We start from the raw sequence: 26,133 nt of genomic DNA on the forward strand, positions 1-26,133 counted from the left end.
CAAAGCAACACAGCCCCTTGTAAGAGCGGGCTTGCCCCGCGAACACGGGCGAAGCCCGTGCCATCCACCGCGTCGCTTGCTTCGCGGGTCAAGCCCGCTCCTACAAGATCTCGGCCCTGTTAACTGAACGGTGGACTAAAGCCCGGACGACCTGGGCCGATAACCCGGTATCCCCTGTCTCCCACGAAGGTCACCATGGCCACGCAAAATGCCCGCGCGGACTCGCTGTCGCTGCTGCTGTTCACCCTGCGCAGCGGGAAGCTGATGGCAATCAACCTGCTCAAGGTCAGCGAGATCATCCCCTGCCCGCCACTGACCAAGCTGCCCGAGTCGCACCCGCACGTGAAAGGCGTGGCGACCCTGCGCGGCAACTCGCTGTCGGTGATCGACCTGTCCCGGGCCATCGGCGAACGCCCGCTTGCCGACCCGCACGGTGGCTGCCTGATCGTCACCGAGATCAGCCGCTCGCGCCAAGGCCTGCACGTGCAGGCGGTGAGCCGCATCGTCCATTGCCTGAGCACCGACATCAAGCCGCCGCCGTTCGGCTCGGGCAACCGATCGTTCATCACTGGCGTGACCCGGGTCGACAACACGCTCGTTCAGGTGTTGGACATCGAGAAGGTCATCCACGGCATCGCCCCGCCCGAGCCGGAGCCACAGCCAGGTGAATTGAGCGAGGAAGACGCCAGCCTGCTGGCCGCCGCCAACATCCTGGTGGTCGACGACAGCCAGGTGGCGCTGCAACAGTCGGTGCACACCCTGCGCAACCTCGGCATCGACTGCCACACCGCACGCAGCGCCAAGGATGCGATGAACGTGCTGCTGGAGCTGCAAGGCACCGCGCAAGAGATCAACATCATCGTCTCGGACATCGAAATGTCCGAGATGGATGGCTACGCCTTCACCCGTACCCTGCGCGAGACCCCGGACTTCCAGCACCTCTACGTGTTGCTGCACACCTCGCTGGACAGCGCCATGAGCAGCGAGAAAGCCAAGCTGGCCGGGGCCAATGCCATCCTCACCAAGTTCTCTTCGCCCGACCTGACCGACTGCCTGGTGACGGCGGCACGGACCGTGGTGTTTGCCGAGCGCTGAAGCTCGTGTTGTTATATTCAGCGACAAACTCCCAGGCTTGCCGCCAGGGGTGACTCGGGCATAATTCGCGCCCCTCGGATCAACTCCCGGAACCGCGTATGAAGTTTTTCAGCTCTCTCCTGATCGCCTGCGCCCTGTTCAGCGGTGTTGCCCAGGCCTCCAGCAGCCAGGCCTGGAACGAGCAACGCCAGCAGATGCTCAAAGCCTGCCTCAAGGCCAGCCAGTTCAAGGATGCCCACGCCCGCGGCAAACCAGCGGAGTTCGATGACCAGATTGGTTTCAGCGCCCTGCTGATCGAAGGGGTCTATCCACAGAACCATATGCAGCAACGCACCGGCACCGAGTTGTGCCTGTATGACCGCAAGCAGCAGCAGGCCTACATCAGCGAATGGAACCCGGACGACAAGTGAACGACAGCCTGCGTTTTGCCTGTACCGGTTGTGGCAAGTGCTGCACCGGCCACCACGTACCGCTGACCTTGGACGAGGCGCGTCAGTGGACTGCAGGCGGTGGCCAGGTGGTGGTCTTGATCGAAGGCTTCGTGACCGATGGGCCGGGGATGCCGGTAGATCAGCGCGAGCATGTGCTGCGTCGCTCGTATCCGGTGCCTTGCGGCGGCAGCGAAGTGCGCGTTTCGGTGACCTTTGCCGCATTCAACCCGGGGCGCTGTCGCAACCTCGACGACAATGACCTGTGCACCATTTATGAAAACCGACCGCTGGTCTGTCGCATCTACCCGGTGGAGATCAATCCGCATATTCCGCTGCGGCCAGAGAACAAGGATTGCCCTCCCGAGGCCTGGGAGCAAGGGCCCGTGCTGATCCACGGCACACTGCCGGTGGACCCGACGCTGCTGGCGCTGGTGCAGGCTTCGCGGCAGGCGGATCGCGACGACATCGCGGCCAAGGTGGCTATCTGCGAGGCACTGGGGATGACCACCAGCGCGCTCAAGGGCAATGGGTTTACCGCTTGGCTACCGGACATGGCGGCCTTTGCCGGGGCGCTAGCGCAGGCGTCCTCAGGGAACGGGGCTGAGTGGATGCTGCATGTGGAGCAGCCTGAACTGGTGAATGAGTTGCAGGGTCGAGGATTGCAGACCACTGCTGAAGCACCGGTCTACTATGCCTTTATCGGGTTCTAGGTAAGCAAGTTCGACCTCTTCGGTTATCGCTGAAGCAGTTCCCCGCCTATCAGACGCCATCCGACAGAGCGCGTAGGATAGTTAGTCACCCCTGCGCTCTTGAAGTATTTGGTTTCAGATTCGGAATATCCCTGCAGCTGGGATTTGCGCATCACCACAAGACTCAAGACGGACACCCCAAAATCCAACCTCCCCCAACCTGTCACCGCTGTCAGCCGGCTGTCACGCTGCCGACCCGGTCACAGCGCTATAAACTCCAATACACACCTCCGTTCCCCACCCCTTGGCCAAGGTGCCCGCGCCGATGCGACGTCCTTCCCGTTCCGCTGTTCTCGCCGCGTTGGCGCTGCTCGCCGTGGTGGCCCTGGGTAGCTGGTATAGCCAACGCCAGCAAGCCACCGCGCCCCATGCGCAAGCGGCGATCCCGGTGCGCGTGGTCAGCGTCGCCCAGCAGGACGTGCCGCGTTACGCCAGCGCCATCGGCTCGGTGCTTTCACTGCACAGCGTCGAAGTGCGACCACAGGTCGAAGGCGTGCTGACCCAGGTACTGGTCAAGGAAGGCCAGTGGGTGAAGGAAGGCGACCTGCTCGCCACCCTGGATGACCGCGCAATCCGCGCCACGCTCGACCAGGCCCGCGCCCAGCTTGGCCAGAGCCAGGCACAGATCCAGGTGGCCGGTGTCGACCTCAAGCGCTACCGCCTGCTCAGCACCGACGATGGCGTGTCCAAGCAGACCCTCGACCAGCAGCAGGCGCTGGTCAACCAGCTGCAGGCCACGGTCAAGGGCAACCAGGCAGCCATCGCCAATGCCGAGGTGCAGCTGTCGTACACGCAGATCCGCTCGCCGGTGACCGGGCGTGTCGGCATCCGCAATGTCGACCCCGGCAACCTGGTGCGCACCACGGATACCCAAGGCCTGTTCAGCGTCACCCAGATCGACCCGATCGCCGTCGAGTTCGCCCTGCCGCAACAGATGCTGCCGACCCTGCAGGCCCTGCTCAAGGCGCCAACCCCGGCGCTGGTCGAGGCGTACATGGACGCCGACGGCGAACGCAACCTGCTCGGCGAAGGGCATCTGGCGCTGATCGACAACCAGATCTCGGCCAATACTGGCACGGTGAGGGTCAAGGCCGAATTCGACAACAAAGACGGTCGCCTGTGGCCGGGGCAGCTGGTCACCATCCGCCTGCGTACTGCGGTCGAGGAGAACGCACTGGTGGTGCCGCCCCCGGTGGTGCAGCGGGGTGTCGACGGGCACTTCGTCTACCGCCTGGACGGTGACAAGGTCACCGCCGTGCCGGTCAAGGTGCTGTATCAGGACAGTGGCCTGAACATCATCGCCGGGGTCAAGCCGGGCGAGCGCCTGGTGCTCGACGGCCAGTCACGGCTCAAGCCCGGTTCGCGGGTCGAGGTCACCCCGGACGCCCCGCCGCCGGCGCAAATGGCTGAGCGCAGGAGCCAGCCATGAATACCCGCAACGGCGTTTCGGCCTGGTGCATCGACCACCCGATCGCCACCCTGCTGCTGACCTTCGCCCTGGTGCTGCTGGGCGCCATCGCCTTCCCGCGGCTGCCGGTGGCACCGCTGCCCGAAGCGGATTTCCCGACCATCCAGGTCACCACCCAGCTGCCCGGTGCCAGCCCGGAAACCATGGCATCGTCGGTGGCCACGCCGCTGGAGGTGCAGTTCAGTGCCATCCCCGGCATGACCCAGATGACCAGCAGCAGTGCGCTGGGCTCGACCACGCTGATCCTGCAATTCACCCTCGACAAGAACATCGACACCGCCGCCCAGGAAGTCCAGGCGGCGATCAACACCGCCACTGCGCGTCTGCCCCAGGACCTGCCCAACCCGCCGACCTGGCGCAAGGTCAACCCGGCCGACAGCCCGGTGCTGGTGCTCACCGTCAGCTCCGCACAGATGCCCGGCAATGACCTCAGCGACTACGCCGAGACCTTGCTGGCGCGCCAGCTCAGCCAGATCGAAGGGGTCGGCCTGATCAACATCACCGGCCAACTGCGCCCGGCCATTCGCGTGCAGGCCCAGCCGGAAAAGCTCGCCGCCATCGGTCTGACCCTGGCCGATGTGCGCCAGGCCATTCAGCAGACCAGCCTGAACCTGGCCAAGGGCGCGCTGTACGGCGAACACAGCGTCTCGACCATCGCCGCCAACGACCAGCTGTTCCACCCCGAGGACTACGCCCAGCTGATCGTCTCGTACCGTAACGGCGCGCCAGTGCACCTCAAGGACGTGGCCAAGGTCATCAACGGCGCCGAGAACGCCTACGTCAAAGCCTGGTCCGGCGACCAACCGGGGCTCAACCTGGTGGTGTTCCGCCAGCCCGGGGCGAACATCGTCGACACAGTCGACCGGGTGCTGGCGGCCCTGCCCAAGCTGCAGGAAATGCTCCCGGCGTCGATCGAAGTGTCGGTACTGCAGGACCGTACCCAGACCATCCGCGCCTCTTTGCACGAAGTGGAGCTGACCCTGATGATCGCCGTGGCCTTGGTGATCGGGGTGATGGCGCTGTTCCTGCGCCAGTGGTCGGCGACCCTGGTGGTGTCCAGCGTGCTCGGAGTGTCGCTGATCGCCAGTTGCGCATTGATGTATGTATTGGGCTTCAGCCTGAACAACCTCACATTGGTGGCCATCGTCATCTCGGTGGGCTTCGTGGTCGACGACGCCATCGTCGTGGTCGAGAACATCCACCGTCACCTGGAGGCCGGCGACGACAGCCGTACGGCGGCGCTCAAAGGCGCGGGCGAGATCGGCTTCACCGTGGTGTCGATCAGTTTCTCGCTGATCGCCGCGTTCATCCCGCTGCTGTTCATGGGCGGGGTGGTCGGCCGGCTGTTCAAGGAGTTTGCCCTGACCGCCACCTCGACCATCCTGATTTCGGTGATGGTGTCGCTGACCCTGGCACCCACCTTGTGCGCATTGTTCATGCGCCGCCCGCCCGGCGAGCAGCATGGTGGCTTTGGCGAGCGCCTGGTGAAGTGGTACGAAAAAGGCCTGAACCGTGCCCTCGCCCACCAACGCCTGACCCTCGGCGTGTTCGGCGTGACCCTGGCCCTGGCTGTGGTCGGTTACATCGGCATCCCCAAGGGCTTCTTCCCGCTGCAGGACACCGGTTTCATCCTCGGCACCACCGAGGCGGCGGCGGACGTGTCGTACCCGTCGATGGTCGAGAAGCATCTGGCGCTGGCGAAGGTCATCGGTGAAGACCCGGCAGTGCAGGCCTACTCCCATTCGGTGGGGGTCACCGGCAGCAACCAGACCATCGCCAACGGCCGCTTCTGGATCGCCCTCAAGCCGCGTGGTGAGCGCGACGTGTCGGCCAGCGAGCTGATCGACCGGCTGCGACCGAAGCTGGCCCAGGTGCCGGGCATCGTCCTGTACATGCGTGCCGGCCAGGACATCAACCTCAGCTCCGGCCCCTCGCGCACCCAGTACCAGTACGTGCTCAAGAGCAACGACGGCGTGGCGCTGAACCTGTGGACCCAGCGCCTGACCGACCGCCTGCGGGAACACCCGGTGTTCCGCGACCTGTCCAACGACCTGCAACTGGGCGCCAGCGTTACCCGCATCGACATCGACCGCCAGGCCGCGGCGCGCTTCGGCCTGACCACCACCGATGTCGACCAGGCGCTGTACGACGCCTTCGGCCAGCGGCAGATCAGCGAGTTCCAGACCGAGACCAACCAGTACAAGGTAATCCTCGAGCTGGACGCGAAGCAGCGCGGCAAGGCCGAGAGCCTGAACTTCTTCTACCTGCGCTCGCCGCTGACCAACGAGATGGTGCCACTGTCGGCCCTGGCGCATGTCGCGCCGCCGAGCACCGGCCCACTGTCGATCAGCCACGACGGCCTGTTCCCGGCGGCCAACCTGTCGTTCAACCTGGCCCCCGGCGTGGCCCTGGGCGATGCGGTGAAGATCCTCGAACGCACCCAGCGTGAACTGGGCATGCCCGACTCGATCAGCGGCAACTTCCAGGGGGCGGCCCAGGCCTTCCAGAGTTCGCTGTCGAGCCAGCCATGGCTGATCCTCGCCGCACTGGTGGCGGTGTACATCATCCTCGGCGTGCTCTACGAGAGCTTCGTCCACCCACTGACCATCATTTCCACCCTGCCCTCGGCCGGCCTGGGTGCGTTGATCTTGCTCTGGGCGATGGGCCAGGACTTCAGCATCATGGGCCTGATCGGCGTGGTGCTGCTGATCGGCATCGTCAAGAAGAACGGCATTCTGCTCATCGACTTCGCCCTGGAAGCCCAGCGCCACCACGGCATGACACCCGAGCAGGCGATTCACCAGGCGTGCCTGACGCGCTTCCGGCCGATCATCATGACCACACTTGCCGCCCTGCTGGGCGCGGTGCCGCTGATGTTCGGCTTTGGTGCCGGCGCCGAGCTGCGCCAGCCGCTGGGCATTGCGGTGGTCGGCGGGCTACTGGTGAGCCAGGCGCTGACGCTGTTCACCACCCCGGTCATATACTTGGCCCTGGAGCGCCTGTTCCACCGCCGCCAGGCCGCCCGTGCGGCGGCGCCAAGTGCCAGCTAGGACAAGACCATGCGTGTGCTGATCATCGAAGACGAAGAAAAAACTGCCGACTACCTGCATCGCGGCCTGACCGAGCAGGGCTTTACCGTCGACCTTGCACGGGACGGCATCGACGGCCTGCACCTAGCCCTGGAGGGCGACTACGCAGTGATCGTGCTCGATGTGATGCTGCCCGGCCTGGACGGCTACGGCGTGCTGCGCGCACTGCGCGCGCGCAAGCAGACGCCGGTGATCATGCTCACCGCCCGCGAGCGCGTCGAAGACCGCATCCACGGCCTGCGCGAAGGCGCCGACGATTACCTGGGCAAGCCGTTCTCGTTCCTCGAACTGGTCGCCCGGCTGCAGGCCCTGACCCGCCGCAGTAGCACTCACGAGCCGTTGCAGATCCAGGTCGGCGATCTGTGGATCGACCTGATGGCGCGCAAGGCCAGCCGCGCCGGCCAGCGCCTGGAGCTGACCGCCAAGGAATTCTCGCTGCTCAGCGTGCTGGCCCGGCGCCAGGGCGAAATCCTCTCCAAGACCGCCATCGCCGAGCTGGTCTGGGACATCAACTTCGACAGTGATGCCAATGTCGTCGAAGTGGCCATCAAGCGCCTGCGTGCCAAGCTCGACGGGCCGTTCGACAACAAGTTGCTGCACACCATCCGAGGCATGGGCTATGTCCTGGAAAACCGCGCCGCTTAACTCCATCGCCCTGCGCCTGTCGGCACTGTTCATCCTGGTGGCGCTGGGGGTATTCGTGCTGATCGGCTCGGCGCTGTACCGCCAGGTCGACCGCAGCCTCGACCTGTTGCCGGCGGCGGAACTGGATGCGCGCTTCAGCGTGCTCGAATCCACCCTCAACCGCTTCGGCACACCCGAGCACTGGGCCAAGATCAACAACAAGCTCAACCTGCTCAGCGAAGAAGACAAGCGCATCCGCTTCTGGGTGGTCAGCAGCAACCCCGCCTACGAGTACGGCCAGCCCAGCGAGCTGGTCCGCGCCTTCGCCGAGGGCCCGCAAGGCATGCGCGACCTGCACCTGCCCGACCACCTCTACCCGTACAAGGTGCTGGTCAGCGAACTGCCGGCTTTGGGCGAGCGCCCGCCGCTGCGCTTTCTGATCGGCATCGACACCGAGACCTTCTGGCAGGCGCAGCACAGCCTGCTGGTGGCCATTGTCGGCCTGGCGGTACTCGGTGTACTGCTGGCTTCGGTGCTGGGTTACTGGGTGGCGCGCATCGGCCTGCGACCGCTGCTGGCGCTGTCCATCGAGGCCCAGGCCCTGGCACCGCCGCGCCTGGATGGGCGCTTGCAGACGCAGAACCTGGCGCCGGAACTGGCGCAGTTCGCCGGTGCCTTCAATGCCGCGCTGGACCGGGTCAGCCAGGCCTATTCGCAGCTCGAAGCCTTCAACGCCGACGTTGCCCACGAACTGCGCTCGCCGCTGACCAACCTGATCGGCCAGACCCAGGTCGCCCTCACCCGCGGGCGCAGCGCCGAGCATTACTTCGAAGTGCTGCAGTCGAACCTGGAAGAGCTGGAGCGCCTGCGCAGCATCATCAACGACATGCTGTTCCTCGCCAGCGCCGACCAGGGCAGCAAGGCCACCGCCCTGACCCAGGCCTCGCTGGCCGAGGAAGTGGCCACCACCCTCGATTACCTGGACTACATCCTCGAAGACGCGCAGGTCAGCGTGACCGTCAGCGGCGATGCCCAGGCGCCCATCGAAAAAGCTCAGCTGCGTCGGGCGTTGATCAATCTGCTGAACAACGCCGTGCAGCATACGGCGCCGCACCAGGTGATCGAGGTGCAGATTGAAGCGGGGCCGGAGCAGGTCTGCATTGCCGTGAGCAACCCGGGGCCGGCCATCGACGATGCGCACCTGCCGTTATTGTTCGAGCGGTTCTACCGGGTGGATGCGGCGCGCAGCAACAGTGGCGGCGGTAACCATGGTTTGGGTCTAGCAATCGTCAAGGCGATCGCGTTGATGCATGGTGGGGACGTTTTTGTGCGTAGCGTGGCGGGTTCAAACACTTTTGGCATACGTCTGCCTGGCAGGCATACCAGATGCACAATTTGATTGAGCTACATTGCCGCTGCTCTCCCCCCACACGCCCTCAACTGCCGCAGTCGGTCACTGACATAGTAACGAATTAAATGGTATTTTTTCGAAAACCAATTTTTATTACTCTGGCGATGGTCTCGCTCCTCTCCCCTCTCCAAATCCGCTCTGAAGTTATCATTCGCCGACGGCTTGATGTGAATGGCTATGACTTCAACGTCGTACAAAAATTCCATGTGCAACACTGAATGCAACTCAACGCCAGTAACTTCCATGCCAAGTGCCTCCACTATCCTTTGAGTATGCCGGCCGTTCCCACGGCTTGCCAAAAAACGCTCGGTAATTATACGCTTACGCTCTTCAGGTGATAAAAGCCCTTCCTCTGGAGTAAGGGTCACAGCTGAAATCGCATCTTTATTGATCACATCCCACCGCAACAAAGTTTTTGGCAGCTGTCCGTAGAAACCATGGAATTTTGATATTCTTCTGTATTGCTCAAGGACCACTGTTGAGGCGTGCGTGAGTGTCTCCGGCATTCTGAAGTTACTTCTAAACACCCACACATGAGGCCTGAACTCATTTCGAAACCCAACCCAGTCGTCCACATTCTTGTACTGAGAATGCACTGTGTACTTCTCAGCGTGCACAATATGGTCAATTTCAGAATCCATCACATCGTCGTTATCGGATCTCTCATTCAGGCGCGCGACCACATCAGGAGTAGACGGATACCCAGGCAGTTCCTGGTCAACAAGCTCATTGAGATCGATTGAGTTCTGGCCATCGGCATCAAGGAAACTCACGGGTGAGTTCTTTGCCATTCGAAACAAATTTATTCCATCCAGCGTACCTCCAGGATCAGCACTCAACCAACGTCCGATTTCCGGTTGGTAATAGCGCCAACCGTAGCAATACAACCCCGTCGCATCCCGTTCCTTGCCCGCATGGCGCAGCGCTCGTTGCGTCATGCTGTCGACTTCAGTCGCAGGTTCATCCGCGCCAACAGTCCCGCCATAAGGCGCATATTCCTCACGAGCGATGACCTTGCCAGCGGCGTCCGTCTCACCGCCCGAACTGTTCAGGTGATCGCTGAAGGCAAAGCGCAATTGCACCTCACTCTTGAGCTCGTTCATCACCAAACGAGCGGTACCCACCGTTGTGATGACCAGATGACGCTGGAGTTCGGACGCACCGGCCAGCAACCGCTGGCGCACTTCGAAAGCGTGGGAATACGTGGTCAAGCTGGTCTGCCTGCCGTTACCGACTTTTACCGAGTGAACTTTGCGAGTCCGGCTCCCACCCTCAGCGTAGTGATAGCGTTCACCGTCATCATCTTCATACTTGCGCCTGACCAGGCTGACAGCCTTGAGTTGGTTGTCCGTATGCCAGTGCAGAGTATTGCCATCGGCTAGCTGTTTCTGCAGACCTCCAGGCAAGAATCCCGTCCCGAATGCCAAGCCTTGGCCTTTCACAACAGCACGATTGCTGCTCCGGGCAACTTCCAGTTCGACCGTGCGCTGACCTTCTCCTGCGTTATGCCGAATCAGCCAGAGATTGTTCCCGTCATCATAGGAATACTCTTCCGTGTAGGGCGCCCAAACTTGGCCAGCGCTCGGGTCAGCACGGGCGCCTGATAAGGGATGATGCCGGGCCGCAGGTACCCGCTCTCGACCCGATGCAAAAACCAGACGGTTCAGCGTGTCATAGGCGTATCGCCGAAGCCCCGTGGTCTCCAAATTGTTATGCCATTCCGGATCCGCACCCTGATCATCGAGGCTCAGGATATTGCCGGCTGGATCGTGTTCGTAATGCAGATCACTGATCAGCAGGCTACCCAGAGGATGGCCTGCAGGGCGAGCGGTCAGGTGTCGCTTGAGGCGAGGGATTCGAGCGTCATATTCATATCGGTCGACGACGCCGTTACCAGTCATCTGCTCCAGCAATCTGGAATCCGCGGCATAACGAGACTCGCGCAAGGTGACGGCTTCCTCGACCTTGCCACCCTTCATGTAACGGACCCGCGTCTGCTCGCGTGCGCCGCTGATGCCGTAACGCTCGAAGGTAGTGACACCGGCGGCATGAGTGGTACTCAGCAGGGCGCCGGTGGCGTCGAGCTGATTCAAAACTTTCAGGGGAGCCTCAACATCTTCTTCTGTGGTACGAGACCAATCCGGCTGTTCTATTGCAACCTTCAAAAGGCATTGCTCGAACGCCAAGGATTGGCCCGTCAATGACAGGCCGAGAGATCGGTCGATGCCTGCGTTGTTGCAGGATTCCCACAAACGTCCAGCGAGATTGTGGGCCTTCCAGTACGCTTTTCCCGCAGGTGCATAGCTATAGCGTTCACGTACACGACCTGCGGCACCGGCAGCCGTTTCCGTCAACGACAGTGGCCGCCCACTGAGCGAGGCTGCTTCGTAGGTCATTGCAGTCGCCGTCTGTTGAGCATTGAGCGACCAGAACGGGCGCCCGGCACTGTCCAGTAAACGCAGGGAGAGATCGCCGTCTGCGGTATGCAATGACAAGGGTCGACCGTCAAGGGCAGTGACCGTAACCGCGTCGGCGTTTGCGGTCGCCTCGTTGAGCAAGGCTCGCGCACCGAATATCCGTGTTGCCCGGGTTGACGGATCCTTGACTGTACGTTCGATCAACAGGCGCGGCAAAACGCCCGGGGTACGCGCCGCACGGTAAAGCGTCAATGTACGGAAAGGGCTGGTGACTGTCGGCGTGCCTGCATGCAGCGCAGCTGCCTGTGCTCGCATTTGCCTGGTCGAACGCGCTGCCATGTCGTGCCTGCCTCGCGGTTCGAGAAGTGATCGGAAGCCATGCCACAAGCATCTGACCTGACACGCCACATGTCACCTGGCAAAAATGATAGTTCCGTGGAGCAAGGCTGCTTCCATCATTGACCGCACAAGCTGTCTAGCACGGGGCTTTCAGGCTAAAGTCCAATTGCTTTCCGAGCGATAATTACCTTTTGCGCAACAGTGCTTATCACTAAAGACGCTGTTTCCAGGGCATTAAACGGACTAACTTTACCCCCGTCCTCATAGCACTTGCCCCGCAAGAAGGTAGTTTTAAACATGTCCAACAGTATGGGTATTGCCAGCGTTTTCGTTCTGTCGTCCCTGTTGTTGTCGCCCCTGGCCATGGCCGAAGAATCCCCGGCTTTCGTAGCGCGTACTGCAGAACTTGCCGCTGTTCACCAAGACTCCCGCGAAGCCCTGGCACACAAGGCTGACGCCGGCAAAGACGCAGAACAGACAGCTTCGAAAGTTTCCAGCGACGCCAATGCCGATAGCTGATCGCGCGTCGCACCCGCTCCTGTTTTCCCTTGGCTACGCCATGGGCACCGTTGGTGCCGATATGTTAGCCTTTTAAAGCCGCTGCCGATCAGCGGCTTTTTTTATGTGCTCTAACTCTCAGCCCCGCCGTAACGTACACCTATAAAAAGACGCACATTCAAAAATAAAAACTGCCCCACCGTCAGACCAAAGGAGCTAGTACCGGTGCCTTCCGCGTTTCGTTTTACCCCGCTGTTCATTGCGTTGACTGCAACGATCCCCTTCGCCGCCCAGGCAGATGAAGACAAGGCTGATGGCTTCATCGAAGGCTCGTCCTTCAACCTGCATTTTCGTAATGCCTACTTCAACCGCGACAACCACAACGCCGGCGTGCGCGACACCCGCGAGTGGGGCCAGGGTGCGGTCGCCCGATTCGAATCCGGCTACACCCCGGGTGTGGTCGGCTTCGGCCTCGACGCCCACGCCATGCTGGGCCTGAAGCTCGACGGCGGTGGCGGCCATGCCGGCACCAGCATCCTGCCCGAGCACATCAAGGACAACGGTGAACTGGGCGCCGCCCCGCACTCGTTCTCCACGGCCGGTGCAGCGGTCAAGCTCAAGGCGTTCGACACCGAGTTGAAAGCCGGTGACCTGTTCATCACCAACCCGGTGATCGCTGGCGGTGAAACCCGCATGCTGCCGCAGACCTTCCGCGGTGTGAGCCTGACCAACCACAGCGTCTACGGCCTGCTGCTCGAAGGCGGCCAGGTCAGCTTCACCCACCCGTACAACCAGAGCGGTCACCGTCGTATCGACACCTACTACGGTTCGCTGGATGAGCACGACAAGAGCAAGCACCTGAACTGGGCGGGCGCGTCGTGGAGCGGTACCGAGAACATCACCACCAACCTGTACGCCGCCGAGCTGAAGGACATCTGGAACCAGTACTACGCTGACTTCGACTACACCTACGTGGTCAACGACCTGGTCAGCCTCAACCCGGGCGTGCACTTCTACCACACCCAGGACACCGGCCAGGCGCTGCTGGGCAAGATCGACAACAACACCTACAGCCTGCACTTCACGGTCAACGCCGGTTACCACAGCGTCACCGCCGCCTACCAGCGGGTCAACGGCAACACGCCGTTCGACTACATCAACCTGGGCGACAGTGTGTACCTGGACAACTCACGCATGTACTCGGACTTCAACGCCCCGAACGAGCGTTCGTGGAAGCTGCAGTACGACTACAACTTCGCCGGTATCGGCATCCCGGGCTTGAGCACGTCACTGTCGTACTCGCGCGGTGAGGCGGATCTGACCAAGGCCACCCAGGACACCAGCCACTACGACTACTACCGCGCCGATGGCAAGAACGCCATGCACTGGGAGCGGGACCTGGACGTGAAGTATGTGTTCCAGGAAGGTGACCTGAAGGATCTGGCGGTGCAGCTGCGCTATGCCACCCACCGTGGCAGCCAAGGCTATGCCTCGATCGACAGCAACAGCGACAACGATGAAGTGCGGGTGATCGTCGATTACCCACTGAACATCTTCTGACCTGAGACCGCTGGCGAGGGCTTTGCCCTCGTTTCGCGACACAAGGCCGCCCCTACAGAAATCCTGCAGGAGCGGCTTTGCCGGGGCGCCGGACCGGTCGGATTGGGCTGCAAAACAGCCCCACACGCATTTCCGTCGGACAAATGTTGTCCGACAATCCGCACTTCCCTAGAATGTCGCCCGCCGCAAATGGCCCTGCCTCAGCAGTAGCGCGCATGCCCACTCGATCACCGCGTTTCGCACTCTACAGGTCGCACCCCGAGCTGATCCTCAACCTGGGCAGTTGCCTTGCCGTGCTCGCCATCGTGGCCATCGTCAGCTACCTGCTGGCCCGCGAGCGCGAAAACGTCGAGCAATCGGCCATGCGCTCCTCCAGCAACATCGTGCAGTTGATCGAAAGCGATATCCTGCGCAATGTCGAACTCTACGATCAGTCCCTGCGCGGACTGATCTGGGCCGTGCGGCACCCGGAGGTATTGAAGGTTGCCCCCGAACTGCGCCAACAGATCCTGTTCAATCAGACCTTCGCCGCCCCGGTGCGAGGTGACATCCTCTGGCTGAATGCCAAAGGCGATGTGGTCGGTGACTCGATCAGCATCAAACCACGCCAGGCCAACTTCGCCGACACCCCGGCGTTCCAGGCTCATCGCGACAACCCGCACCTCGGCTTGTTCATCAGCCCACCCTTCAAGGCAAGGCTGGGCGACCTCGACTGGTGCATCAGTTTCAGCCGGCGCATCTCTGCAGTTGACGGCTCCTTTGCAGGGCTGGCCGCAGGCGCGTTGCGCCTGTCCTATTTCAATCAGCTGTTCCAACGCCTGGACATCGGTGATGAGAGCAGCATCAACCTGCTCAATACCGACGGCCAGTTGCTCGCCCGCCAGCCAACCCGGGACAAGGATCCGCTGATCGGCACCAACTTCGGCGACCGGCCCAACTTCAAACGCATCCTGGGAGAACGCAGCGGCAGCTTCACCGCCAGATCCAGCGTGTACGGCACCCAGCGTATCTATACCTTTGCCCGGGTTGCCGACCTTCCCTTGATCGTGCTCGTGGCGCATTCGGCCGAGGAAGTCTTCCAATCGTGGCGACGTACCGCCATCGTCGTCAGCGTCGCAACCGGGGTGCTGTGCATCGGCATTCTCTGGCTGACCCTGCTGCTGAGTCGCGAACTGCGCCGCCGCCACGAAGCCGAACAAGGGCTGGCGACCCTGGCCGCCACCGACAGCCTGACCGGCCTGGCCAACCGCCGCCGGCTGGACCAGGTACTGCGCCAGGAATGGTCGCGCGCGCAGCGCAACCGCAAGCCGTTGGCAGTACTGATGGTGGATGTGGATCACTTCAGGGCATTCAACCAGCGCCATGGCCATGCAGGGGGTGACCATGCGTTGCGTGAGGTCGCCAGCACGCTGCAACTTTGCATTCGCCGTCCGGCCGACCTGGCTGCACGGTATGGCGGCGAAGAGTTTCAGGTGCTCTTGCCGGAGACAGAGCTGGCCGGCGCATTGGTACTGGCTGAGCGCATCCGCGCGCAGGTCGAATCACTGGCGCCATTTGCTGACGATCATCACGCGGTGACGGTGAGCATTGGCGTCGGGGTCTATACCCCCGGCACCCAGCAAGATCTCACACAAGTGCTGGGTGCCGCGGACGAAGCGCTCTACCGGGCCAAGGCCAATGGCCGCAACCGGGTCGAGGGGCCGTTGGACTAGGAACGGGCGCGGGCGGCGTTGCGCAGCGCTTTCACCTGGTCGTGGTTACGCTGTACGCCCTGCAGTTGCTTCTCTACCAACGCATAGCTCGGATCACTGGCCATGCGGCCAAGCTTGACCAGTTTCTCGCGTGCTTCCTTGTAGGCCTTGAGAGCATGGTCTTCACCGCGCTCCACTTCATTGAGCACCGCTTCCTCATCCTTGCCGGTGACCATCGACTTGAGGTTGACCCAACCACGGTGCAGGTCGCCGCTGATGCTGGTGGAGGTTTCCGGGTCACCGCCCAGGCGGCGCACTTCGCTCTGCAGCTCAGCCGCCGCACTGGCGCATTCACCGGCACGCTGGACGAAGAAGGCTTTCAGTTCGGGGTTTTTCACGTCATCGGCCGAGGACTTGAAGCCTTTTTCGCCATCCTTGCTGTATTCGACCAGGTCGTTAAGTACGTCGATCACGTCTTTGTTGGGGTTGCTCATGGTACGAACTCCTTCGCAGGTGATAGTCATCAGTACCGGAGCAGCCTTCGTGCCAAGCCATGATCTAAAAATAAATCCTTTTAAATCATAAAGTTACGCTATATGAAGCGAAGCCTGAAAACGGCGTTATGCATGATTGCCGCTTGGGCGCTCGTGCAGATTGCAGTATGGTCGCCGCTCATTCACTGCCAGGCTTCGTCGATGAAACCGGAAATGCTCGAACTGCTGGTTACCCGCACCATGCCCTTTGGCAAATACCAGGGGCGGATCATTGCCGACCTGCCGGGGGATTACCTGGCCTGGTTCGCACGCAAAGGGTTTCCGGCGGGGGAACTGGGTGGGTTACTGGCCTTGATGCACGAGGTCGACCACAACGGCCTTGGCGATCTGCTGGTGCCGTTGCGGCAGAAGCACCGGCGCTAAGCTGTACCGGCCCTTTTACGGGACAAGCCCGCTCCTACAAGCAATCATGCTATCCCTGTAGGAGCGGGCTTGTCCCGCGAAAGGGCCGGCAATGCCAACAGAAGGCTTCAACCTTTCACAGGCACAACGGCCAACTCCACCCGCTCGCTCTTCTTGATCACCGCATACACCACTGCCGTCACCAGGCTTCCCGCGACAATCGCCAGCAGATACAACAGCGCATGGTTGATCGCATTGGGGATCAGCAACACGAACAGCCCGCCATGGGGCGCCATCAGCTTGCAGCCAAAGTACATCGACAGCGCACCGGTCAAGGCGCCACCGGCAATGCTCGCCGGGATCACTCGCAGGGGGTCCTTGGCCGCGAACGGGATCGCCCCTTCGGAAATGAAGCACAACCCCAGCGCCAGCGCCGCCTTGCCCGCCTCGCGCTCGCTCTGGGCGAACTTGCGCCGGGCGAGGAAGGTGGCGATGCCCAGGCCGATCGGCGGCACCATGCCGGCAGCCATGGTCGCCGCCATCGGCGCATAGCTGGAGGACGCCAACAGCCCCACCGAGAAGGCATAGGCGGCCTTGTTGATAGGCCCGCCGAGGTCGACACACATCATTCCGCCCAGCAGCAGCCCGAGCAGGATGGCGTTGGTGGTGCCCATGCTGTCGAGGAAGTGCGTCAGCCCTTCGAGCATGGCCGCCACCGGCTGACCGACCACGTAGATCATCACCAGGCCGGTGAACAGGCTGGCCAGCAGCGGGATGATCAGGATCGGCTTGAGCGCATCCAGGCTGCTCGGCAGGCGCGCCCAACGGGCGATCGCCTTGGCGCTGTAGCCAGCGAGAAAGCCGGCGACGATGCCACCGATGAAGCCGGCACCCAAGGTGCTGGCCAGCAGGCCGCCGATCATGCCCGGCGCCAGGCCCGGGCGGTCGGCGATTGACCAGGCGATGTAACCGGCGAGCAGCGGCACCATCAGCTTGAACGCCGCCTCGCCGCCGATCTGCATCAGCGCGGCGGGCAGGGTGCCCGGCTCCTTGTAGGCTTCGATGCCGAAGACGAACGACAGGGCGATCAGCAAGCCGCCGGCCACCACCATCGGCAGCATGAACGAAACACCGGTCAGCAAATGCTTGTAGACGCCGGTTTTCTCAGCCTTGGCAGATGCTGCCGATGCAGCATCCGTGGCACTTTCGACCCTGCCCTCGGCCAGGGCCTTTTCCAGGGTCGCACGCGCCTGCTTGAGGGCGATACCGGTGCCGCAGCGGTAGATACGCTTGCCGGCAAAGCGAGCCGTTGGCACCTCGATGTCAGCGGCCAGCAGCACCACATCGGCATCGGCAATGGCCTGGGCCGATAGCGGGTTGCGCGCGCCGACCGAGCCCTGGGTCTCGACGGTGAGCTGGTAATCCAGCTGTTGCGCCGCCTGTTGCAAGGCTTCGGCCGCCATGAAGGTATGCGCCACGCCCGTTGGGCAGGCGGTGACCGCGACAATCCGTACAGCCGCTGAAGGCACCGCGCTGACCGGTTGGGCAACCAGCACTTCGGCCTTGCCCGCGGCCTCGTCGAGGAAGCCCTCACGGTCGGCCAGGGCCTGTGCCGGGGTGCTCTGGTACAGGCGCTTGCCGGCGAAGCGCGCAAGGTCCACTGCCCCGGTGGCGACCACCAGCACCCAATCGGCCTCGGCGATCTGCGCAGGCGTCAGCTGGCGCTCTGGATGTTCGGCATCCTGTACCTCGACACTGCTGCTCCAGCCCCGGCGCTGGGCGGCAGCCGCCAGCAGGCGGGCGCTGAGCACGCTGGACACCTGCCCGTTGGGGCAAGCGGTGACAATGGCGATGTTCATCGGCAACCCTCTTGTTGTTCTGTCAGTTGCACGGCGGCCTCCAGCTGCGCGAGTTGCTCGCGGTCGCAGATGCCGAAGCCGACCTGGGTCACGGCCTGCGCGGCGATGGCCGTGGCACGGCGCAAGGTCTGCTGTGGGCATTCCGCTGCCAGCAGGCCGTGGACCATGCCGGCGACCAGCGAATCACCCGCGCCTACGGTACTCGCCACCCGCACCTGGGGCGGGCGCGCCTGCAGCGCCAGGCCAGCGGTAAACCAGCTGACACCCTGCTCGCCCGCCGACACCACCACATGCTCGACACCACTGGCCAGCAGTTGCCCGGCAGCGGCGCGCTGCTCGGCGGCGGTATGCACGGCCAGGCCCAGCACTTCGCCCAGTTCTTCGGTATTAGGTTTGACCAGCCAGGGGGCGCTCTGCAGGCCGGCACGCAGCGCGTCACCGCTACTGTCGAGGGCCACCTTGAGCCCGTGTGCCTGCAACTGCTCGAGCAGTTGGCGGAACCATTCGGGGCTGATGCCACGCGGCAGGCTGCCCGCGACCACCACCGCGTCGTGCCCGGACGCCACTTGCTGCAGGCGGTGCAGCAGCTCGGCGCAGGCGGCGGCGTCGACCTCTGGCCCCAAGCCGTTGATGTCGGTGACCCGACCATCGGCCTCGACCAGCTTGAGGTTGCTGCGGGTTTCACCGGCCACCCGCACGAAGCAGTCGGCAAAACCGCGCCGGGCGATCAGCGCCTCAAACGGTTGCAGGTTGTCGCGGCCCAGGAAGCCCCCGACAGTGACGCTGTGGCCCAGGTCGGCCAGCACCTGGGCCACGTTCAGGCCTTTGCCCGCCGCGTGGCTTTGCTGGTCGTGGGCACGGTTGACGTGCCCTGGGCGCAAGGCGTCGAGGCTGACGGTGATGTCCAGCGCCGGGTTCAGGGTCAGGGTGAGGATCTTGGCCATTCAGTAACGCTCCACCAACGCGCGAACCGCCGCAGCGCTGTCCTGTTGCAAGGCCTCGCGCGCCAGGGCGCGGGCCGTTTGGTGATCAGCCTGGCGCACCAGGGCTTTGACTTCGGCAATGCTGCGAGCGGCCACGCTCAGCTCGTCCACATCCAGGCCTAGCAGCACGGCCACCGCCTGCGGGTCGGCGGCCAGTTCGCCGCACACGCCTACCCACTTGCCCTCGGCGTGGGCCGCGCGCACGGTCATGTCGATCAGGCTCAGCACCGCCGGGTGCAGGCCGTCGGCCTGGGCAGACAGGCTCGGGTGACCACGGTCGATGGCCAGGGTGTACTGGGTCAGGTCGTTGGTACCGATGCTAAAGAAGTCCACTTCGCGGGCCAGCTGCGGCGCCAGCAAGGCGGCGGACGGCACCTCGACCATGATCCCGACCTGCAGGTCGGCGACCGGGGTTTCCAGGCGCAGGCGCTCGACCATGGCCCGCGCCTCACGCCATTCGTGAATTTGCCCGACCATGGGGAACATGATGCGCAGGGGCCGCTGATCGGCGGCACGCAGCAGGGCACGCAGCTGCTCTTCCATGATCTGCGGGCGCTGCAGGGTCAGGCGCACACCGCGCACGCCAAGGAACGGGTTTTCTTCGGCGGCGATCGGCCAGTAGGACAACGGCTTGTCGCCCCCCACATCGAGGGTGCGCACTACCAGTGGCCGGCCGCCCAGGCCGTCGAGTACGCGGCGGTACTCCGCTTCCTGGGTAGCGACATCGGGCGCCTGGGCGTGGGCCATGAAGATCAGTTCGGTGCGCAGCAGGCCAACGCCTTCGGCCCCCTGTTCCACCACCTTGTCGATACCGCTGCTCTCGCCGATGTTGGCGAACACTTCGATGGCGTGGCCATCGCGGGTTACTGCCGGTTCATGGCGCTGGGCCCAGGCGGCTTGCAGGCGTTGTTCGCGCAGGTCGCGCTCGGCCAGGGCGCGTTGCAGCTCTTCGGCGGGCGGCGCGACGCTGACCACGCCGCGCTGGCCGTCGAGCAGCAGCGGCGTGCCGGAAGCGAGCAGCAGGATCGCCGGGCCCGCACCGACCACCGCCGGGATGCCCAGGGCACGGGCGACGATCGCGCTGTGCGCGGTGGCACCGCCATGAGCGGTGACGATGCCGGCGACTCGGGCCGGGTCCAGACGAGCGACATCGGAAGGGCCGACCTCGCCCATGACCAGCACATAGGGTTGTTCCGGCTCGGCCTGGGCCTGCACGCCGCACAACTGGGCCAGTACCCGGCGACCAATGTCGCGCAGGTCGGCAGCGCGCTCGGCCAGCAGGGCATCGTGCAGGGCTTCCTGCTGGCGCGCTGCGGCTTCGATCACCGCCATCCAGGCCGCCGCCGCACTTTCGCCTTGGGCCAGGCGGGCGTCGACATCGTCGCTCAGGGCCGGGTCGGCGAGCATTTCCTGATGGGTGACGAAAATCTCGCCAATCGACTTGTCGCTGCGCTGCACCAGCGCCTGCAGTTCGCCATTCACGGCATTAAGCGCGTCGCGCAGCTTCAGGCGCTCCTGGGCGGGCGAGTCGCCGCGCAGTGGATAATCGATATCGCGCTCGACGCAGACATGCGCCGGGCCGCTGGCAATACCGGGGGAGGCACTGACGCCCTGGACGCGGCTGCCCGCAGTTGGGGCCTGGAGTGTTGAGGCTGCGCTGGCAACGACCGAGGCGGTGGTTTGCACCAGCGGCTCAACCTCTTCGCCCAGGCCTTGCTCAATGGCGGCCAGCAGCACGGGCAAGGCATCGCCGGCAATCGACGGTTCAGCGCTTAGCTCAAGCTCCTGACCACGGCGGGCGCCGAGGCTGAGCAACTTGCTCAAGCTCTTGATCGACACCGCCGGCTGCGCGCTGTCGAGCACACGCAGGCGAATTTCGCCCTCGAAACCCTTGGCCAGTTGCGCCAGCACCTTCGCCGGCCGGGCATGCAGCCCATGCGGGTTGGCCAGCACGATACGCGCAGTGGGCCAGTCAAGCGGTGCCTCACCGCCCAGCACTTCGAGCACCGCACGACTGCTGGTGGCCTGGTAGAGCGTTTGCCCACGGCCTTCGATCAGCACTTCACACAGGCGCTCGAGCAGCGCCTGGTGGGCTGCACCGAGGCTGGCCAGGCAGAACAGGCCATTGAGCGGCTGGTCGCGATATCGCAGGGGCTGCTGCGGGGTGATAAAGGCAAGGCCGGGTTGGCGCACCTGACGCTCGCTGTGCAGCCACCACAGGCCCTCGCCCAGTGGCAGGGGGTCGGCCTGTTGCAACACGCCCGCGAAGCCGCTATCGACGCAACCGGCGCGCTGCAGCAGACGCGCACCCCGCCAGGCCAGCTCATCAAAATCTTCAGCTGGCAGGTTCAGGCCGACCAGTTGCGCGTCCAGCGCCAGTTCCTGCGGCGCGCCTTGCAGCAGCTTGAGCAATGCCTCGGCTGAGCTGGCCCGGCGCAATGCCTCGGCCAGGTCGGTTTCGCCGAGGGCGCGGGTCAGCAGTTGCAGCAGGCGCAGGTGTTCGTCGGAACGGGCGGCGATGCCGATGGCCAGGTAGACGATCTGGCCATCGCCCCAGTCCACGCCTTCGGGGAACTGCAGCAGGCGCACGCCGGTGGCGAATACCAGCTCGCGGGTCTGCGGGGTGCCGTGAGGGATGGCGATGCCCTGGCCAAGGAACGTCGAGCCTTGCGCTTCGCGCGCCTGCAGGCCTTCGAGATAACCTTCGGCAACCAGGCCGTCGGCCACCAGCTGATCCGCCAGCAGGCGCAACGCCCCGGCCTTGTCGGCGGCCGTCTGGCCCATGGCTATCTGCTCTTTGGCGAGCTCGAGCATGACCTTCTCCTTTTGCAGCCCCAGCTTGGTTTTGATGCCGGGTACTGAGGTATTGTTGTGATATTCACAGAATCAGCCAGTTCGACAGCCTTGCACGGCAGGCAGCCGAGGCAGAAAAATTTATAGCTGAAACGTTTAATCTGACCAAGCGGCCACGTTACTCGATAATCTTCCGAGGAAAAAGCCCCATCCTGTCGGACAATTGCGACAATGGTCGCCTGCGCGTGGCGGCCAACACGGGTCAAACTACCCGGTCCTGGTTCCGTAGCCAGTCCCGGTAATAACAAGGAAAATTCGGTGAAACTCAGCGATATCGCCCGTCTGGCCGGTGTGTCAGTAACCACTGCCAGTTATGTCATCAATGGCAAGGCCGAACAGCAGCGCATCAGCAACAGCACTGTCGAGCGGGTGCGCGCGGTAGTCGAGGCCCATGGCTTCACCCCCAACCCGCAAGCAGCCGGCCTGCGCAGCCGGCACACCCGCACCTTGGGCTTCATTCTCCCGGATCTGGAGAACCCCAGCTATGCCCGCATCGCCAAACAGCTCGAGCAAGGCGCCCGCGCCCGTGGCTACCAACTGCTGATCGCCAGCAGCGACGACCAGCCCGACAGTGAGCGCCAGTTGCAGCAGCTGTTCCGCGCCCGCCGTTGCGATGCCCTGTTCGTCGCCAGCTGCCTGCCGCCGGAGGACGACAGTTACCGTGAGCTGCAGGACAAGGGCCTGCCGGTGATCGCCATCGACCGGCGCCTGGACCCAGCACACTTCTGCTCGGTGATCAGTGACGACCGCGATGCCAGCCGCCAGCTGGCCCACAGCCTGCTGGCCACCGCGCCCAACAGCATCGCGCTGATCGGTGCCCGCCCGGAGCTGTCGGTCAGCCAGGCCCGCGCCGGTGGTTTCGACGAAGCCATGCAAGGTTTCGGCGGCGTGGTCCGCCGCTATCAGGGCGAAGGCTTCAGCCGTGAATGCGGCCAACGCCTGATGCAGCAGCTGATCGACGAACAAGGCGGCTTGCCAGATGCCCTGGTGACCACCTCTTACGTGCTACTGCAGGGGGTATTCGATACCTTGCAGGCGCGCCCGGCCGATTCGCGTCAGCTGCACCTGGGTACCTTCGGTGACAACCAGCTGCTCGACTTCCTGCCACTGCCGGTCAACGCCATGGCCCAGCAGCACGGCCTGATCGCCGCCACCGCGCTGGAACTGGCCCTCGCCGCCATCGAGGAAAAGCGCTACGAGCCCGGCGTGCACGCCATTGGCCGGACCTTCAAGCAACGCATCAGCGCGGCCTGACCATGCGCCTGATCGACACCCACACCCACCTGGACTTCCCCGACTTCGACGCCGACCGCCCGCGCCTGCTGGCCAACGCGGCGGCGCGTGGGGTGGAGCGCTTGGTGGTGCTGGGGGTGTACCAGGCGAATTTCCAGCGGGTGTGGGACCTCGCCTGCGCCGAAGGCAACGTGCATGCGGCGCTGGGGCTGCACCCGATCTACCTGGAGCAGCACCGGCCGGAACATCTGACGCAACTGCGCGACTGGCTGGAGCGCCTGCAGGGTGACCCTCGGCTGTGCGCGGTGGGCGAGTTCGGCCTGGACTACTACCTCGAAACGCTGGACAAGCAACGCCAGCAGGCATTGTTCGAAGCACAGCTGCAAATGGCCTGCGACTTCGCGCTGCCTGCCCTGTTGCACGTGCGTCGCAGCCACGCTCAGGTGATTGCCACGCTCAAGCGCTACAAGCCGGCGCGGGCGGGGGTGATCCATGCCTTTGCCGGCAGTTACGAAGAGGCGCGCGAGTACATCAAGCTGGGCTTCCGGCTCGGCCTGGGCGGTGCAGCGACCTGGCCGCAGGCGTTGCGCCTGCGCAAGACCCTGCCGCGCCTGCCACTGGAAAGCATCGTGCTGGAGACCGACTCGCCAGACATGGCCCCGGTGATGTTTGCCGGGGAGCGCAACAGCCCGGAGCATTTGCCGGAGATTGCCGCAGCGCTGGCGGAACTGATGGGCCTCGAGGCTGAGAGACTGGCTGAGGCCAGCAGCCGTAATGCCTGTGAGCTTTTTGGCTGGTAGTACCCGCGAAGAGGCCGATACAGGCTACACAAGGCCGGCATTAGACTCTGAACGCCCCGATCAAGCGCTTCAACTCCACCACCTGCGTCGACAACACCCGGCTGGCATCCTCGGTCTGGCAAGCGCCTTGGGTCGTATCCTGCGCCGCCCGGTTGATCGCGACGATATTGCGGTCGATGTCATGGGCCACCGCCGTCTGCTGCTCGACCGCTGCGGCGATCTGCTGGTTCTGCTCGACGATGCCAGCCACCGCGCCAAGGATATTGCCCAGCGCCTGCTGCACCTGGCGTGCTTCATCGACAGTGCCCGCGGCCATCTGATGGCTGCTGCCCATTGCCCGCACCGCCTGCTCCACGCCGTCGCGCAGGCGCTGGATCATCTGCGCGATCTGCGCGGTGGAGTCCTGGGTACGCCGGGCCAGGGTACGCACTTCATCGGCCACCACGGCAAACCCTCGGCCCTGCTCACCGGCCCGCGCCGCTTCGATGGCCGCATTCAACGCCAGCAGATTGGTCTGCTCGGCAATGCTGCGAATCACCTCCAGCACCTGGCCAATGGCCTGGCTGTCATCGGCCAGCCGATTGATCGCCACGACGGTCTGGTCGATTTCCTCGGCGAGGCGACCGATGCTGTGTTGCTGGCTGGCCACCAGGGTACGGCCGTTGGCGCTTTCCAGGTTGACCTGCTGTGCACCGTTGGCCGCCAGCGCGGCACTGCGCGCCACCTCCTGCGCGGTGGCACTCATCTGGTTCATCGCCGTGGCCACCTGCTCGATCTGCTCACGCTGGCCACTGACCGCCTGATTGCTCCGCGCTGACACGGCCAGCACCTGCCCGGCCTGCTCCTCGACCGCGACCACGGTGCGCCCGACCTGGTCGATCAGGCTGCGGATACGGCGCACGGTTTCGCTGAAGCCCTGGCCCAGCTCACCCAATTCATCACGGCTATGGGCCTGGAAGCTGACCGTCATGTCGCCTGCGGCCACTTTGTCCATGGCACCGCCCAGCCGGCGCAAGGTGGCCCGGGTCGAGACATAGAAGCCGCCATACAAGTACAGGATCAGCACGAAGACACCGGCCAGCAGCGTGCCCAGGGCGAGCATGCGCAGGCGCTGCTCGGCCAGGCGTTCCTGCAACTGCCCCTGCAGGTGCGCGAGCACGGCCTCGTTAAAGCGATAGGTCTGCGCCATCAGTTCGCTGACCTGCTGATAGAACGACGGCCAAGGGGTATCGAGCGTATCCGCCACCACCACCTGCTCCTCGAACAAAGACGCAGCCTGCCTGACCGTCGCCTGGCTGGTTGCTGCCGCGGCCTCCAGACTGGTCTTGGCGGTCCGGTCCGTGGCCAGGGCATCATCCAGCCGCAAGGCATAGTCGGCGCCAAGGCGATCAAGGCGTTGCAGCAGGTCTTCGAAACGGGCACTGCCGGCAGAGTCGATAAACCCCCGCCCCAGAGCAACGGCGCCCATGGCCCGGCCTTCACCCAGAGCCTGGGTGACTTGCGCCGTGGCAACCCCGAGCAGTTCGCTAAACTGGCGCACCGAAGCCTGGCGGTCCTGGCTCAGTCCGGACTGGCTGACCACCTGCTTGCCCAGTATCTGGGCCTGGGCCAGCAGTTTGTCGAACAGCGCGGCCTTGTTCTGCAGAGAGGATTCCGCCCGGGCACTGGCAAATGCAGTGGCCAATTCCTCGAGTTTGCCTTGGGGTACCGCCTCATCCCCTTGCAGCGTGCGCAACTGCGCCTGGACCTTGTCCTGCAAGGCAGCGATACGCGTCTCAAGGTCCCCCGCCTGGCCAGACTGGCCAAGCACGGCATTAACCTGCAACAGGTTACCAAGCGCCTCCAGGTCGGCGCGCAGGGTCAGGCTGTCCGCCAGCGGGGCAATGCCCTGCAACTCGGCGCGGGTGGCATGGAACTGCTGGTAGGCATCGCGCACCAGATAAAAACTGGTGGCCAGCATGGGCAGGAAGAACAGGACGCTGACGAGGCTGAACTTCTGGCCGAAGCTCAGCCGATTCATCAATGCGATGGCCGGGTAGAGCAGACGCTTCACGGGGCACCTCCATGGATTCTTGTTGTTATGCAGAGATAGCACTAGGCCACTTGTATAACGCAGATCGAATCGGAGGTTTGTAAC

At 63.8% G+C, this 26,133-nt stretch carries 19 protein-coding genes and 1 pseudogene; 13 read left to right on the forward strand and 7 right to left on the reverse strand.

The genetic code is table 11. The annotated features are described in order from the left end of the window. The first annotated feature begins 195 nt into the window (after nucleotides 1-195). The 7 genes from BGP85_RS25245 to BGP85_RS25275 all read left to right on the forward strand — a co-directional run bounded on the left by BGP85_RS25245 (nucleotide 196) and on the right by BGP85_RS25275 (nucleotide 8,855). Nucleotides 196-1,095, forward strand: a complete 900-nt coding sequence (locus tag BGP85_RS25245; RefSeq protein ID WP_103445651.1) for a chemotaxis protein — start codon at nucleotides 196-198, stop codon at nucleotides 1,093-1,095. 98 nt (nucleotides 1,096-1,193) lie between these two features. Then, complete coding sequence (locus BGP85_RS25250; protein WP_103445652.1) at nucleotides 1,194-1,505, forward strand: hypothetical protein; 312 nt, start codon at nucleotides 1,194-1,196, stop codon at nucleotides 1,503-1,505. Then, a complete protein-coding gene (locus BGP85_RS25255; RefSeq protein WP_103445653.1) occupies nucleotides 1,502-2,236 on the forward strand; it encodes a YkgJ family cysteine cluster protein in 735 nt (244 codons plus the stop codon). The genes BGP85_RS25250 and BGP85_RS25255 overlap by 4 nt, the downstream gene beginning before the upstream one ends. 304 nt (nucleotides 2,237-2,540) lie before the next feature. Next, complete coding sequence (locus tag BGP85_RS25260) at nucleotides 2,541-3,704, forward strand: efflux RND transporter periplasmic adaptor subunit (protein WP_103445654.1); 1,164 nt, start codon at nucleotides 2,541-2,543, stop codon at nucleotides 3,702-3,704. Beyond that, a complete protein-coding gene (locus BGP85_RS25265) occupies nucleotides 3,701-6,793 on the forward strand; it encodes a multidrug efflux RND transporter permease subunit (protein ID WP_103445655.1) in 3,093 nt (1,030 codons plus the stop codon). Before BGP85_RS25260 ends, BGP85_RS25265 begins: the two co-directional genes overlap by 4 nt. A 9-nt stretch (nucleotides 6,794-6,802) precedes the next feature. Then, on the forward strand, nucleotides 6,803-7,477 hold the full coding sequence (locus BGP85_RS25270; RefSeq protein WP_099814267.1) for a heavy metal response regulator transcription factor: 675 nt from the start codon (nucleotides 6,803-6,805) through the stop codon (nucleotides 7,475-7,477). Beyond that, nucleotides 7,452-8,855, forward strand: a complete 1,404-nt coding sequence (locus BGP85_RS25275; RefSeq protein WP_103445656.1) for a heavy metal sensor histidine kinase — start codon at nucleotides 7,452-7,454, stop codon at nucleotides 8,853-8,855. Before BGP85_RS25270 ends, BGP85_RS25275 begins: the two co-directional genes overlap by 26 nt. 5 nt (nucleotides 8,856-8,860) lie before the next feature. Here the strand turns inward: BGP85_RS25275 and BGP85_RS25280 are convergent, their stop codons facing one another. Beyond that, nucleotides 8,861-11,623 (reverse strand): RHS repeat-associated core domain-containing protein, encoded by a 2,763-nt coding sequence (locus BGP85_RS25280; RefSeq protein ID WP_103445657.1) that lies wholly within the window; start codon nucleotides 11,621-11,623, stop codon nucleotides 8,861-8,863. A gap of 297 nt (nucleotides 11,624-11,920) precedes the next feature. Between BGP85_RS25280 and BGP85_RS25285 the strand changes: the two genes are divergently transcribed. The 3 genes from BGP85_RS25285 to BGP85_RS25295 all read left to right on the forward strand — a co-directional run bounded on the left by BGP85_RS25285 (nucleotide 11,921) and on the right by BGP85_RS25295 (nucleotide 15,393). Beyond that, nucleotides 11,921-12,142 (forward strand): hypothetical protein, encoded by a 222-nt coding sequence (locus BGP85_RS25285; RefSeq protein WP_060512429.1) that lies wholly within the window; start codon nucleotides 11,921-11,923, stop codon nucleotides 12,140-12,142. 204 nt (nucleotides 12,143-12,346) lie between these two features. Beyond that, nucleotides 12,347-13,681 carry an OprD family porin gene (locus tag BGP85_RS25290; protein ID WP_103445658.1) on the forward strand — a complete coding sequence of 445 codons (1,335 nt, stop codon included), beginning with the start codon at nucleotides 12,347-12,349 and terminating at the stop codon, nucleotides 13,679-13,681. A 215-nt stretch (nucleotides 13,682-13,896) separates the two neighbouring features. Beyond that, nucleotides 13,897-15,393 carry a GGDEF domain-containing protein gene (locus BGP85_RS25295; RefSeq protein WP_103445659.1) on the forward strand — a complete coding sequence of 499 codons (1,497 nt, stop codon included), beginning with the start codon at nucleotides 13,897-13,899 and terminating at the stop codon, nucleotides 15,391-15,393. Here the strand turns inward: BGP85_RS25295 and BGP85_RS25300 are convergent. Further along, a complete protein-coding gene (locus tag BGP85_RS25300) occupies nucleotides 15,390-15,866 on the reverse strand; it encodes a ferritin-like domain-containing protein (RefSeq protein WP_103445660.1) in 477 nt (158 codons plus the stop codon). The genes BGP85_RS25295 and BGP85_RS25300 overlap by 4 nt on opposite strands. A gap of 201 nt (nucleotides 15,867-16,067) precedes the next feature. Here BGP85_RS25300 and BGP85_RS25305 point away from each other — a divergent pair, with 201 nt between their 5' ends. Next, nucleotides 16,068-16,289: a DUF3820 family protein gene (locus BGP85_RS25305; protein ID WP_079229690.1), complete on the forward strand. Its 222-nt coding sequence runs from the start codon at nucleotides 16,068-16,070 to the stop codon at nucleotides 16,287-16,289. A 107-nt stretch (nucleotides 16,290-16,396) separates the two neighbouring features. On the opposite strand, the gene BGP85_RS25310 is transcribed toward BGP85_RS25305, so the two are convergent. Genes BGP85_RS25310 through ptsP form a run of 3 tightly spaced genes read right to left on the reverse strand, consistent with a single transcriptional unit; the run spans nucleotide 16,397 to nucleotide 21,924 of the window. Then, nucleotides 16,397-18,127, reverse strand: a complete 1,731-nt coding sequence (locus tag BGP85_RS25310; RefSeq protein ID WP_103445661.1) for a PTS fructose-like transporter subunit IIB — start codon at nucleotides 18,125-18,127, stop codon at nucleotides 16,397-16,399. Then, nucleotides 18,124-19,071 carry a 1-phosphofructokinase gene (pfkB, locus tag BGP85_RS25315; protein WP_103445662.1) on the reverse strand — a complete coding sequence of 316 codons (948 nt, stop codon included), beginning with the start codon at nucleotides 19,069-19,071 and terminating at the stop codon, nucleotides 18,124-18,126. The genes BGP85_RS25310 and pfkB overlap by 4 nt, the downstream gene beginning before the upstream one ends. Beyond that, nucleotides 19,072-21,924 (reverse strand): phosphoenolpyruvate--protein phosphotransferase, encoded by a 2,853-nt coding sequence (gene ptsP / locus BGP85_RS25320; RefSeq protein ID WP_103445663.1) that lies wholly within the window; start codon nucleotides 21,922-21,924, stop codon nucleotides 19,072-19,074. A gap of 297 nt (nucleotides 21,925-22,221) precedes the next feature. Between ptsP and cra the strand changes: the two genes are divergently transcribed. Together cra and BGP85_RS25330 are read left to right on the forward strand one after the other, a co-directional pair. Next, a complete protein-coding gene (gene cra / locus BGP85_RS25325; protein ID WP_103445664.1) occupies nucleotides 22,222-23,217 on the forward strand; it encodes a catabolite repressor/activator in 996 nt (331 codons plus the stop codon). A gap of 2 nt (nucleotides 23,218-23,219) precedes the next feature. Next, the gene (locus tag BGP85_RS25330; RefSeq protein ID WP_103445665.1) at nucleotides 23,220-23,996 is read left to right on the forward strand and encodes a TatD family hydrolase; all 777 of its coding nucleotides are present in this window, start codon (nucleotides 23,220-23,222) and stop codon (nucleotides 23,994-23,996) included. Between the two features lie 40 nt (nucleotides 23,997-24,036). On the opposite strand, the gene BGP85_RS29705 is transcribed toward BGP85_RS25330, so the two are convergent. Both BGP85_RS29705 and BGP85_RS29710 read right to left on the reverse strand, forming a co-directional pair. After that, a complete protein-coding gene (locus BGP85_RS29705; RefSeq protein WP_374755345.1) occupies nucleotides 24,037-24,750 on the reverse strand; it encodes a methyl-accepting chemotaxis protein in 714 nt (237 codons plus the stop codon). A gap of 144 nt (nucleotides 24,751-24,894) precedes the next feature. Further along, a pseudogene (locus tag BGP85_RS29710) lies at nucleotides 24,895-26,016 on the reverse strand (HAMP domain-containing protein); the annotation flags it as partial. Nucleotides 26,017-26,133: the final 117 nt, after the last annotated feature.

The organism is Pseudomonas putida (genome assembly GCF_002906855.1).
In the GTDB taxonomy this organism is placed as follows: Bacteria; Pseudomonadota; Gammaproteobacteria; order Pseudomonadales; family Pseudomonadaceae; genus Aquipseudomonas; species Aquipseudomonas putida_N.

What these genes read in the sequence shown, in the direction of transcription:
- BGP85_RS25245 (WP_103445651.1), top strand. Translation starts at nt 196, where the DNA reads ATGGCCACGCAAAATGCCCGCGCGGACTCGCTGTCGCTGCTGCTGTTC.
- BGP85_RS25250 (WP_103445652.1), top strand. Translation starts at nt 1,194, where the DNA reads ATGAAGTTTTTCAGCTCTCTCCTGATCGCCTGCGCCCTGTTCAGCGGT.
- BGP85_RS25260 (WP_103445654.1), top strand. Translation starts at nt 2,541, where the DNA reads ATGCGACGTCCTTCCCGTTCCGCTGTTCTCGCCGCGTTGGCGCTGCTC.
- BGP85_RS25265 (WP_103445655.1), top strand. Translation starts at nt 3,701, where the DNA reads ATGAATACCCGCAACGGCGTTTCGGCCTGGTGCATCGACCACCCGATC.
- BGP85_RS25270 (WP_099814267.1), top strand. Translation starts at nt 6,803, where the DNA reads ATGCGTGTGCTGATCATCGAAGACGAAGAAAAAACTGCCGACTACCTG.
- BGP85_RS25275 (WP_103445656.1), top strand. Translation starts at nt 7,452, where the DNA reads ATGTCCTGGAAAACCGCGCCGCTTAACTCCATCGCCCTGCGCCTGTCG.
- BGP85_RS25280 (WP_103445657.1), bottom strand. Translation starts at nt 11,623, where the DNA reads ATGGCAGCGCGTTCGACCAGGCAAATGCGAGCACAGGCAGCTGCGCTG.
- BGP85_RS25285 (WP_060512429.1), top strand. Translation starts at nt 11,921, where the DNA reads ATGTCCAACAGTATGGGTATTGCCAGCGTTTTCGTTCTGTCGTCCCTG.
- BGP85_RS25295 (WP_103445659.1), top strand. Translation starts at nt 13,897, where the DNA reads ATGCCCACTCGATCACCGCGTTTCGCACTCTACAGGTCGCACCCCGAG.
- BGP85_RS25300 (WP_103445660.1), bottom strand. Translation starts at nt 15,866, where the DNA reads ATGAGCAACCCCAACAAAGACGTGATCGACGTACTTAACGACCTGGTC.
- BGP85_RS25305 (WP_079229690.1), top strand. Translation starts at nt 16,068, where the DNA reads ATGAAACCGGAAATGCTCGAACTGCTGGTTACCCGCACCATGCCCTTT.
- BGP85_RS25310 (WP_103445661.1), bottom strand. Translation starts at nt 18,127, where the DNA reads ATGAACATCGCCATTGTCACCGCTTGCCCCAACGGGCAGGTGTCCAGC.
- pfkB (WP_103445662.1), bottom strand. Translation starts at nt 19,071, where the DNA reads ATGGCCAAGATCCTCACCCTGACCCTGAACCCGGCGCTGGACATCACC.
- ptsP (WP_103445663.1), bottom strand. Translation starts at nt 21,924, where the DNA reads ATGCTCGAGCTCGCCAAAGAGCAGATAGCCATGGGCCAGACGGCCGCC.
- BGP85_RS25330 (WP_103445665.1), top strand. Translation starts at nt 23,220, where the DNA reads ATGCGCCTGATCGACACCCACACCCACCTGGACTTCCCCGACTTCGAC.
- BGP85_RS29705 (WP_374755345.1), bottom strand. Translation starts at nt 24,750, where the DNA reads ATGAACCAGATGAGTGCCACCGCGCAGGAGGTGGCGCGCAGTGCCGCG.